This window comes from Rhodococcus sp. YH1 (assembly GCF_009939605.1).
In the GTDB taxonomy this organism is placed as follows: Bacteria; Actinomycetota; Actinomycetes; order Mycobacteriales; family Mycobacteriaceae; genus Rhodococcus; species Rhodococcus aetherivorans.
This window is the reverse complement of sequence record NZ_WVTE01000078.1, coordinates 1-10,376: the sequence shown is the minus strand read 5'-3', so window position 1 is coordinate 10,376 and position 10,376 is coordinate 1. Positions and strand designations below refer to the sequence as shown.

The window sequence follows — 10,376 nt, the reverse complement described above, 5'->3', positions numbered from 1 at the left end:
GGCCGGCGCCCGCGCGATCGGGGTGCGCCGGCCGCCTCGAGTGCGGTCAGGTGCTCGCGTACATCGCCCTGGAGCGCGAGCACGCCGATGGTCGGAGAACTTCCCACTGTCGCCTGTTCTGTCGGGGACGGGACGACACCCGTCCGAAGCCTGGATATCAACGCTAGCAGCCGCGGCGGGGTGTCCCGGCTCACGGACCGCGAGCCGGATGCCGGCGCATCAGCGCAGGTAGCGGGCCAGTCCCTCCTGCACCACCGCGGCGACCATCCGCCCGTTCCGGTCGAAGATGCGGCCCTGCGTCAGGGCCCGCCCGAAACCTGCCGACGGGGACGTCTGGTCGTACAGCAGCCAGTCGTCGGCGCGGAACGAGCGCAGGAACCACATGGCGTGGTCGAGGGAGGCGCCCTGCGTCTGCTCGTCGGGATGGGCGACGCTCGCGGAGCCGAGCAGCGTCATGTCGCTCATGTACGCCAGGGTGCACACGTGCAGCACGTTGTCGTCCGGGAGCGGGTCACGGACCCGGAACCACACCTGCTGCTGTGACACGATGCCGGCGCGCCGGAAGAGGCGATCCTCCGGCACCCGTCGCAGGTCCCATTCCGGCCACTCGCGCCTGGCCCACAGGTTTCCGGGGTCGTCCGAGTCCGCGAGGTCGGCGAGGTCGTCGGGATCCGGCACCTGGGGCATCTCGTCCTGGTGCTCGATGCCGTCGTCCTGGACGTGGAACGACGCGGACATGGTGAAGATCGCCTGCCCGTCCTGCACGGCGGTCACCCGCCGGGTGCCGAACGACCGGCCGTCGCGGATCGGGTCGACGAGATACACGATCGGCTTCTCGGGGTTGCCGGGGCGGACGAAGTACCCGTGCAGCGAATGCACCGAGTACGCGGGATCGACGGTGCGCACCGCGGACACCAGCGCCTGTCCGGCGACCTGCCCCCCGAAGGTGCGCTGCAGCGACGTCTCCGTCGCCACGCCCCGGAAGATGTTCTTCTCGAGGTGTTCGAGCGCCAGGATCTCCTCGATCTTCGCCATGCGGGCTCCTTCCCGGTCCTGCGACAGGCTATCCGCAGGGCCCGGCGAGAAGCGACGGGAGCCTCCGACGCGGTCGGAGGCTCCCGTCGCACGCGGGGATGCCGGCGGCGGCGGGGTCACCAGCCCCGCTCGGCGAGGCGGTGCGGAACCGGGATGTCGTCGACGTTGATGCCGACCATGGCCTCGCCCAGGCCACGCGAGACCTTCGCGAGCACGTCCGGGTCGTCGTAGAAGGTGGTGGCCTTGACGATCGCGGCGGCACGCTCGGCGGGGTTGCCGGACTTGAAGATGCCCGAGCCGACGAACACGCCCTCGGCGCCGAGCTGCATCATCATCGCCGCATCGGCCGGGGTGGCGATGCCGCCGGCCGTGAACAGCGTCACCGGCAGCTTGCCGGCCTTGGCGACCTCGACCACCAGGTCGTACGGCGCCTGCAGTTCCTTGGCCGCGACGTACAGCTCGTCCTCGGGCAGGGAGGTCAGCCGCCGGATCTCCTGGCGGATCTTCCGCATGTGGGTGGTGGCGTTGGAGACGTCGCCGGTGCCGGCCTCGCCCTTGGAGCGGATCATCGCCGCGCCCTCGTTGATGCGGCGCAGCGCCTCACCGAGGTTGGTGGCGCCGCACACGAACGGCACGGTGAAGGCGAACTTGTCGATGTGGTTCTCGTAGTCGGCGGGGGTGAGCACCTCCGACTCGTCGACGTAGTCCACGCCGAGGGCCTGCAGGATCTGTGCCTCGACGAAGTGACCGATGCGCGCCTTGGCCATCACGGGGATGGACACGGCCTCGATGATGCCTTCGATCATGTCCGGGTCGGACATGCGGGACACGCCACCCTGGGCGCGGATGTCGGCGGGGACGCGCTCGAGCGCCATGACGGCGACGGCACCCGCGTCCTCGGCGATCTTCGCCTGCTCGGGGGTGACCACGTCCATGATCACGCCGCCCTTGAGCATCTCGGCCATACCGCGCTTGACGCGGGCGGTGCCGGTGGTGGGAACGGACTCGGGGCTGCTCACAGCAAGAACTCCTGGGGTATGGCCTGCAGAAACTGACGCGGCGGACGGAATCGGGCACGTCGCGGCGCCGCTCCCGATTCTAGGGGCACCGCGGGGACCGTCCCATAGCCAGTCGCGAGGCCCTGGCCTGCCTCGCAGGCAATCGGACTCCGCCTGCCTCGCCGGCAATCGACTCCGCCTGCCTCGCCGGCAATCGACTCCGCCCGCCTCGCCGGCAATCGACTCCGCCTGCCTCGAGTGCCGGCGCTCACCGGATGGCGCGGACCTCCGGCTCCACACGACGCACGGCGACGTCGCGCGCCTCCCCCAGCAGGTCTGCGAGATCCTGCGGATACACGGCCTCGCCGTGGCGCTGCAGGTCCCGGATCTCGCCCTCGGCGAACCAGCGGTGCTCGAGGCTCATGCGGCGCTCAAGGTCGGTGAATCCGCCGTCGCCCGGCTCGAAGGCGGGCGTCTGCAGCGCGAAGAACAGTTCCTCCGAGCGGATGAGCTCGCCGTTGAAGGGGAACACCGCCACCCGCCGCCACATGGGCCCGCACAGCTGCTCGGGCGCGACCGGCAACCCGGTCTCCTCCCCCACCTCGCGGACGGCGGCCGCGCGCAGCGTCTCCCCCACCTCGACCGCACCGCCGACGGTGAACCAGAAGTGCACGTCCGGCGTGGTCGGGTCGTGGCCCCGCAGTAGCAGCACCCGTCCCTCGTGGTCGAACAGCACCACCCGCGCCGAGGTGCGCGTCTCGTCGAGCGACAGGCCCGTCGCCGCGGCCGGGTTCGTGCGCTCGGCGATCTCGAAGTAGTTCGGCAACGGCGCCGTGCCGCCGAGATGCAGCCAGCGCACCGGCCGGCGGCTGCGCAGCGTCAGCGTGTCGCGGACGGCGTCGTTGTGGAACCGCCGTGCGATCAGCACCCGCGCCTCGGCATCGGCGAGTTCGGCCACCAACTGCGGGCGCAGCCGCTCGGTGTCCACCGCGGCCAACGCGGCCGACAGCGCGTTCTCCGCCGATTCCCGTTCGGCACGGTCTGCCCGTTCGGCGCGGTCGGCCAGCGCGGCCAGCCGACGGCCCTCGGCGACCGGGGTGGAGGCCGCGATGCCGCGCGCCACCACGGCGCGACGGGCCAGGGCGGCGTCGAGCGCCTGCCAGGAGAGGTCCGAACGCACGTGGAGCCGGTCCAGCCGGTTGGCCGTGCCGTAGGCCCACAACCCGAGCGCGACGATGATCGCGGAGATCAGCGCCAGGACGAGAACGGTGACCGCGGACAGCGTCACGTCCCACTCCCCTCACGCGGTGCCGTCGCCGGCTCGCACCTCACGACCGGACCTCCCGAACCGGCCCGGCTCCGACGGTGACGGTTTCGTACACGCGCAGGATCTGCTCGGCCACCACCGGCCAGTCGTAGGAGCCGACGATCTCGTTCGCCGCCGCCACCAGGGCGCGACGGCGGGCACCGTCGTCGAGCAGGCCGCGGATCGCGGCGGCGAGCGCCTCCGAGTCGCCCAGCGGGACGAGCACGCCGGCGCGCCCGTCGCGCAGTACCCGGCGGAACGCGTCGAGTTCGCCGGCCACCACAGGGGTACCGGCGGCCATCGCCTCCACCAGCACGATCCCGAAACTCTCCCCACCGAGGTTGGGGGCGCAGTACACGTCGGCGCTGCGCATCGCCGAGGCCTTCTCCGCGTCGGACACCTGGCCGAGCAGCCGCAGGTGCCGGGCGTACCGGCCGGCCTCCTTGCGCAACCGGTCCTCGTCCCCGCGGCCGACCACGAGGATCTCGAGGTCCGGGTAGTGCTCGACGAGCAGCGGCAACGCGCCGAGCAGCACCGCCATGCCCTTGCGCGGCTCGTCGTACCGGCCGAGGAACAGCACGGTGCGGCCGGCGCGGGGATAGCCGGGCAGCGTCGGGGCGTGAGCGAACGAGGACACGTCGACACCGTTCGGGATCTCCACGGCGTCCGAGCCGAGCGACGTCACCTGCCAGCGCCGGGCGAGTTCGGACACGGCGATGCGGCCGCTGATCTTCTCGAGATACGGCTGCAGCACACCCTGGAAGGTGCTCAGCACCAGCGATTTGGTCGTCGACGTGTGGAACGTCGCGACGATGGGGCCCTCGGCGATCTTCAGCGCGAGCATCGACAGGCTCGGCGCGTTCGGCTCGTGGATGTGCAGGACGTCGAAGTCGTTGTCGTTGATCCACCGCCGGACCCGCGCATAGGAGACGGGGCCGAAGCTCAGGCGCGCCACGGACCCGTTGTAGGGGATGGCGACGGCGCGCCCGGCGGAGACGACGAAGTCCGGCAGCTCCGTGCTGTCGGACGCCGGGGCGAGGACGCTGACCTTGTGGCCGCGTTCGATGAGCACGTGGGCCAGGTCCACGACGTGCGCCTGCACCCCGCCCGGTACGTCGAACGAGTACGGGCACACCATCCCGATCTTCACCGCGCCTCCATCCGGGCCAGGCGGGCCTCGGAGAGGTCGTCGAACCAGAGCGGTTGCAGCATGTGCCAGTCCGCGGGGTGTTCGGCGATGTCGGCGGCGAAGCAGTCGGCGAGAGCCTGTGTCGCCGGCCCGATCCCGCCGGTGACGTCGAGTTCGGGGTGGACCCGGAAACCCCAGCCGCCGTCGGTGAACCAGCAGTGCACCGGCAGCAGCGGCGCGCCGGTCTCGGCGGCGAGCTTCGCCGGGCCGGCGGGCATGCGGGTGGGCTCCCCGAAGAACGTCACCGGCACGCCCTTGCGGGCCAGGTCGCGCTCGCCGAGCAGGCAGACGATCCGGTTCTCGCGCAGCCGCGTCGCGAGCCGGTCGAACGGCGGCGACTCACCCCCGCTGAGCGGGAAGATCTCGAAGCCGAGGCTCTCGCGGTACGCGACGAACCGCTGGTAGAGCGATTCGGGGCGCAGGCGTTCGGCCACCGTCGACAGGCCACCGTAGGTCTGCGTGCACCACACGCCGGCCATGTCCCAGTTCCCGCTGTGCGGCAGCGCGAGGATCACACCGCGCCCGGCCGCCAGTGCTTGCTCGATGTGCTCGCGGCCCTCGACGGCGTGATCGAGGGCGGCGGCCGTCACGGTCAGGTCCATCGAGGGCAGCCGGAACGCTTCCCGCCAGTAGCGGGCGTAGGACCGCACGGACTGCCGGATCAGCTCGTCCGGGACCTGCGCGGCGGGCACGCCCAGGACCCGGGCGAGGTTGCGGCGCAACTGCTGCGGGCCACCGTGGCGCCGGGCGGCGACGTCGGCGCCGAGGTCGAACAGGCGGCAGGCGGTGGACTCGGGCAGCGCCCGCACGAGCCGCCACCCGGCGGCGTAGCCGAGGTCGGAGGCACGTTCGGTCGCGCTCATCGGGCTTCTCCGTCGGCCGGGGTCGACGACGGCAGGGGCAGCAGCTCGCGGGCATCCGGGGAGCGGCGCACGGCGAGCACCCGCTGGAACACGGTGATCACCGAGCCGGCGGCGAGCAGCCACATGGCGGCGTGGATCGCCCACCACACGCCGAGTCCGGTGACGCCGGCGCCGACCAGCACGATGACGAGCCGGTCGGGCCGCTCGATCAGGCCGCCGTCGGCGGACAGGCCACTCGCTTCGGCGCGGGCCTTGGCGTACGAGATGACCTGGGAGGTGACCAGGCAGATCAGAGTTGCGATCAGCAACGGTCGGCTCTGTTCCCCGTAGACGGCCCACCAGGCCAGCCCGGCGAAGATCGCGCCGTCGGCGAGGCGGTCACAGGTGGCGTCGAGGACGGCGCCGAAGCGGGTGCCGCCGCCGCGGGCGCGGGCCATCGCCCCGTCGAGCATGTCGAACATCACGAACAGCCAGATCACGATCGCACCCCAGAACAGCTGCCCCATCGGGAACAGCGTCACGGCGGCGGCGATCGTGGCAACGGTGCCGATGAGTGTCACCGCGTCCGGCGTGAGGCCGGTGCGGATCAAGGCCCTGCCGAGCGGGGCGGTGACCTTCGACACCGACGCACGCCCGAAAAAGCTCAGCATCCACCGACCCCCGTCTTCCGTTCACACCGTTGCGTCCGGGACACGATCCTGCCACGCCCGCGAACGGCGACAAACATACAGGCGGGGGCGGCGACGGACACCGGGGCCGGGGCCCGGTGCGGCGTCACTCGTTCCAGGCCGCCGCGAGCAACGCGCGGGTGTCCCGCAGCAGCTGCGGCATGACCTTGGCGCCGCCGAGGACGGTGATGAAGTTGGCGTCGCCGCCCCACCGCGGCACCACGTGCAGGTGCAGGTGTTCGGCGAGCGAGCCGCCGGCGGCGGCCCCGAGGTTGAGGCCCACGTTGAAGCCGTGCGGCCGCGAGACGCTCTTGATGACCCGGATCGCCCGCTGCGCGAATGCCATCAACTCGGTGCTCTCCTCGGGGGTCAGGTCCTCGAGGTTGGCGACCCGGCGGTACGGCACGACCATCAGATGACCGGGGTTGTACGGGTACAGGTTGAGCACCGCGTACACGTGCTCGCCGCGCGCGACGACGAGACCCTCCTCGTCCCGCATCTTCGGGATGTCCGTGAAGGGCTCGTACGGCGCCTCCTTGGATCGCGGTGCCTCCGCGATGTACGACATCCGGTGCGGGGACCACAGCCGCTGCAGGTGGTCGGGTTCTCCGGCACCGCGATCGACGAGGGCGTCGTCGGAGCAGTCGCCGCTCACGCGGCGCCGCCCCGGTCGACGGGAGCGACGAGCTCCGCGGTGGGCGAGGCGTTCTCCCGCCGTCCGATCCACTCGGTGACCAGACGGATCGCGTCGGCCACGGGCACACCGTTGACCTGGGTGCCGTCCCGGAACCGGAAGCTGACCGCCCCGGCCTCGACGTCACGCTCGCCCGCGAGCAGCATGAACGGCACCTTCTGCGTGGTGTGGTTGCGGATCTTCTTCTGCATCCGGTCGTCGCTGGTGTCGACCTCCGCACGCACCCCGGCCGCCTTCAGCTGCCGGGTGACGTCGAACAGGTGATCCTCGAAGGCCTCCGCGACGGGGATCCCGACGACCTGCACGGGGGCGAGCCACGCCGGGAAGGCGCCGGCGTAGTGCTCGGTGAGCACGCCGAAGAAGCGCTCGATCGAGCCGAACAGGGCCCGGTGGATCATCACCGGCCGATGCTTGCTGCCGTCGGGACCGGTGTATTCGAGCTCGAACCGCTCGGGCAGGTTGAAGTCGAGCTGGATCGTCGACATCTGCCAGCTGCGCCCGAGCGCGTCCTGCACCTGGACGGAGATCTTCGGCCCGTAGAAGGCGGCGCCACCCGGGTCCGGCACGAGATCGAGCCCGGAGCCCTCGGCCACCTCGCGCAGCGTGTCGGTGGCCTCCTCCCACAGGACGTCGTCGCCGACGAACTTCTTGGGGTTCTTCGTCGACAGCTCGAGGTGGTAGTCCTCGAGGCCGTAGTCCCTCAGCAGGTCGAGGACGAAGTTCAGCGTCGTGGTCAGCTCGTCGCGCATCTGCTCGCGGGTGCAGTAGATGTGCGCGTCGTCCTGCGTCATGCCGCGCACCCGGGTCAGGCCGTGGACGACGCCGGACTTCTCGTACCGGTAGACCGAGCCGAACTCGAAGAGCCGCAGCGGCAGCTCCCGGTAGGAGCGGCCGCGGGAACGGAAGACGAGGTTGTGCATCGGGCAGTTCATCGGCTTGAGGTAGTAGTCCTGGCCCGGCTTACGCACGGTGCCGTCCTCGTTGAGTTCCTCGTCGATGTGCATCGCCGGGAACATGCCGTCGCGGTACCAGTCGAGGTGACCGGACACCTCGTAGAGGTGCCCCTTGGTGATGTGCGGGGAATACACGAACTCGTAGCCGGCCTCGACGTGCCGCCGGCGCGAGTAGTTCTCCATCTCCTGGCGGATGATGCCGCCCTTGGGGTGGAACACCGGCAGACCGGAACCGAGCTCGTCGGGGAAGCTGAACAGGTCGAGCTCGTTGCCGAGCTTGCGGTGGTCGCGGCGCTCGGCCTCGGCGAGCAGCTCGAGGTAGCGCTCCTGTGCCTCCGGGGATTCCCACGCGGTGCCGTAGATGCGCTGCAGGCCGGCGTTGTCCTGGTCACCGCGCCAGTAGGCGGCGGAGCTGCGGGTGAGCTTGAACGCCGGGATGTACTTGGTGGTGGGGATGTGCGGGCCGCGGCACAGGTCGCCCCAGATCTTCTCGCCCGTCCGAGGGTTGAGGTTGTCGTAGATCGTCAGTTCCGCGCCGCCGACCTCCATGATCTCGGGGTCCTCGTCGAGGGAACTGTTGCCGGCAGACTTCTCACTGATCAGTTCGAGCTTGAACGGCTCGTTCTTCAGTTCCTCGCGTGCGTCGTCCAGGTTCTCGACGACGCGGCGGGAGAACCGCTGCGCGCCCTTGACGATCTGCTTCATGCGCTTCTCGAGCTTCGCGAGGTCCTCCGGGGTGAAGGGTCGGTCGACCTGGAAGTCGTAGTAGAAGCCGTCCTTGATCGGGGGCCCGATGCCCAGTTTGGCCTCCGGGAACTCCTGCTGCACGGCCTGGGCGAGGACGTGTGCCGCGGAGTGCCGGATGACGGAGCGGCCGTCCTCGGTACCGGCGGCGACCGGCTCGATCTCGGTGTCCTGTTCCGGCGTCCACGACAGGTCGCGCAGCCGGCCCTCGCCGTCGCGGACCACGACGATCGCGTCGGGTCCGCTGTTGGGTAGGCCGGCCTCCCGGAGGGCGGCACCGGCAGTGGTCCCCGCGGGCACCCGGACGAGCACGGCTGGGTCTACGGATGCGGGCGTCGTCACTGTGGTGGGCTCCTCGGGCTCGTGCCGGTGATGGGTGCACCGACGCCGCGGGGCATGCCACGCGTCGGCAACCAGACCATGCTATCGACACCACCCCGGTCGCCCGTTCACCCGGGCACCGCCGGGGCGGTGCGGGCCGGAGCGGTGCAGGCTGGAGCGGTGCAGGCTGGGGCGGTGCAGGCTGGAGCGGTGCAGGCTACAGGCGGCGCAGTCCGCCGAGAACCCGCGACAGGAGCTGGGCGTCGGGGCCGACCCCGTCGACGGTCCGGTGGACGGTGAGTTCCCCGGTGGCGGCGAGGTCGCCCACCAGGACCCGCGCGACCCCCAGGGGCAGCTTGGCCAGAGCCGCGATCTCCATGATGGAGCGGGGTTCGGCGCACAGCGCCAGAATGGTGCGGTGTTCTTCGAGGCCCGCGGCTCCCACGGCGTCGGGCACGGCCGAGACGAGGACCTCGAGCGGGAGATCCACCTCGGCGCGGGTCCGTCCCTGGCTGCGCACGAAGGGCCGCACGAACGACGGCTGCGCCCCGCTCGGCTCCTCTTCCCTCGGGACCGCGGTCACGGCGGCGGGCATCGGGGTCGACGCCGGGGCGGCGACGGTCGCGAAGGCACCCGTCGCCGGCGGGTCCACCGCGGGCGTGGCCTCGTGCCGGTCGGTCGCGCCGGGGGCCGGGGCCGGGCGGTCCTTCCGCCGTCGGCCGGCAGATCCGAATCGTGCTCCTGTGGCCCCGACCAGGGGCCAGTTGTTGTCGGCGACACTCATCAGCCGCATCCTCCTCACACCGACCGCAATCCTGCCATCTGCGCAGTGCGGTCCGATGAACGCGCAGGTCACGACCGCTCCGCCGACGGCTGTTCCGTCCGGGCGCGCATCGAGCCGCGCCCGAAACGACGAAGGGCACCCCCGTGGGGGTGCCCTTCGTCGGTGCTGTGGTCCCGGCTGGGATCGAACCAGCGACCTCCCCGGTGTGAACGGGACGCTCTTCCACTGAGCCACGGGACCGGGCCGCTTCGCAGCGGCTCGAACGAGAAGGAACATTAACACGCCCACCGGGTGAACACGAATCGCCTGGTCGACCCCCGTTTTCGGTGGCGACGGAGGCCGGGCGCACCGCCATCGGCCCCGGCGCGGGAGCCCGTGCCGCGCACGCCGGATCCGCCGGAGCCCGCACGCCGGCGCCGGTGAGGGCCCTCACGACCCACGAGGACGCCTCGTCCGCGCCCTCACCTGCAGATTTGTGTGTTCTGACGATGGTCGGCTAATGTTCTCAACCGCACCACGGAGAGCACGACGCCGGACGGTGCGATGCGGATGTAGCGCAGCTGGTAGCGCATCACCTTGCCAAGGTGAGGGTCGCGGGTTCGAATCCCGTCATCCGCTCGAGAGGTTGGACTCGACCTTTTACGGTGGAGTGGCCGAGTGGTGAGGCAACGGCCTGCAAAGCCGTGCACACGGGTTCGATTCCCGTCTCCACCTCGCGCGATTAGCTCAGCGGGAGAGCGCTTCCCTGACACGGAAGAGGTCACTGGTTCAATCCCAGTATCGCGCACCACGATCGACCAGGTTTCACCCCGCACTTCTCG

The 10,376-nt window shown here is 70.9% G+C and carries 9 protein-coding genes, 4 tRNA genes and 1 pseudogene; 3 read left to right on the top strand and 11 right to left on the bottom strand.

Annotation, left to right across the window (positions count from 1 at the left end):
* From AIIKEEIJ_RS33940 to AIIKEEIJ_RS07970, 11 genes and pseudogenes are all read right to left on the bottom strand, one after another.
* Positions 1 to 107: pseudogene (locus AIIKEEIJ_RS33940) on the bottom strand (pyridoxal 5'-phosphate synthase glutaminase subunit PdxT); the annotation flags it as partial.
* Positions 108 to 219: 112 nt separating this feature from the next.
* A complete protein-coding gene (locus AIIKEEIJ_RS08015; protein ID WP_006941032.1) occupies positions 220 to 1,035 on the bottom strand; it encodes an acyl-CoA thioesterase in 816 nt (271 codons plus the stop codon).
* Positions 1,036 to 1,151: 116 nt separating this feature from the next.
* The gene (gene pdxS / locus AIIKEEIJ_RS08010; protein ID WP_006943825.1) at positions 1,152 to 2,054 is read right to left on the bottom strand and encodes a pyridoxal 5'-phosphate synthase lyase subunit PdxS; all 903 of its coding nucleotides are present in this window, start codon (positions 2,052 to 2,054) and stop codon (positions 1,152 to 1,154) included.
* Between the two features lie 247 nt (positions 2,055 to 2,301).
* The gene (locus AIIKEEIJ_RS08005) at positions 2,302 to 3,321 is read right to left on the bottom strand and encodes an NUDIX hydrolase (RefSeq protein WP_006943826.1); all 1,020 of its coding nucleotides are present in this window, start codon (positions 3,319 to 3,321) and stop codon (positions 2,302 to 2,304) included.
* 40 nt (positions 3,322 to 3,361) lie between these two features.
* Positions 3,362 to 4,489 (bottom strand): glycosyltransferase family 4 protein, encoded by a 1,128-nt coding sequence (locus tag AIIKEEIJ_RS08000; protein WP_006943827.1) that lies wholly within the window; start codon positions 4,487 to 4,489, stop codon positions 3,362 to 3,364.
* Positions 4,486 to 5,391 (bottom strand): phosphatidylinositol mannoside acyltransferase, encoded by a 906-nt coding sequence (locus tag AIIKEEIJ_RS07995; RefSeq protein WP_006943828.1) that lies wholly within the window; start codon positions 5,389 to 5,391, stop codon positions 4,486 to 4,488. Before AIIKEEIJ_RS07995 ends, AIIKEEIJ_RS08000 begins: the two co-directional genes overlap by 4 nt.
* Positions 5,388 to 6,041 (bottom strand): phosphatidylinositol phosphate synthase, encoded by a 654-nt coding sequence (pgsA, locus tag AIIKEEIJ_RS07990; protein ID WP_006943830.1) that lies wholly within the window; start codon positions 6,039 to 6,041, stop codon positions 5,388 to 5,390. The genes AIIKEEIJ_RS07995 and pgsA overlap by 4 nt, the downstream gene beginning before the upstream one ends.
* Positions 6,042 to 6,165: 124 nt before the next feature.
* Positions 6,166 to 6,714 carry an HIT family protein gene (locus tag AIIKEEIJ_RS07985; RefSeq protein ID WP_006943832.1) on the bottom strand — a complete coding sequence of 183 codons (549 nt, stop codon included), beginning with the start codon at positions 6,712 to 6,714 and terminating at the stop codon, positions 6,166 to 6,168.
* Positions 6,711 to 8,792: a threonine--tRNA ligase gene (gene thrS, locus AIIKEEIJ_RS07980; RefSeq protein WP_043798154.1), complete on the bottom strand. Its 2,082-nt coding sequence runs from the start codon at positions 8,790 to 8,792 to the stop codon at positions 6,711 to 6,713. The genes AIIKEEIJ_RS07985 and thrS overlap by 4 nt, the downstream gene beginning before the upstream one ends.
* 196 nt (positions 8,793 to 8,988) lie before the next feature.
* Positions 8,989 to 9,555 carry a DUF742 domain-containing protein gene (locus tag AIIKEEIJ_RS07975; protein WP_050035141.1) on the bottom strand — a complete coding sequence of 189 codons (567 nt, stop codon included), beginning with the start codon at positions 9,553 to 9,555 and terminating at the stop codon, positions 8,989 to 8,991.
* A gap of 168 nt (positions 9,556 to 9,723) precedes the next feature.
* Positions 9,724 to 9,795 (bottom strand) — tRNA-Val (locus AIIKEEIJ_RS07970).
* Between the two features lie 305 nt (positions 9,796 to 10,100).
* Between AIIKEEIJ_RS07970 and AIIKEEIJ_RS07965 the strand changes: the two genes are divergently transcribed.
* From AIIKEEIJ_RS07965 to AIIKEEIJ_RS07955, 3 genes are all read left to right on the top strand, one after another.
* Positions 10,101 to 10,173 (top strand) — tRNA-Gly (locus tag AIIKEEIJ_RS07965).
* A 25-nt stretch (positions 10,174 to 10,198) separates the two neighbouring features.
* Positions 10,199 to 10,269 (top strand) — tRNA-Cys (locus AIIKEEIJ_RS07960).
* 1 nt (position 10,270) lies between these two features.
* A tRNA-Val gene (locus tag AIIKEEIJ_RS07955) sits at positions 10,271 to 10,345 on the top strand.
* Positions 10,346 to 10,376 lie beyond the last annotated feature (31 nt).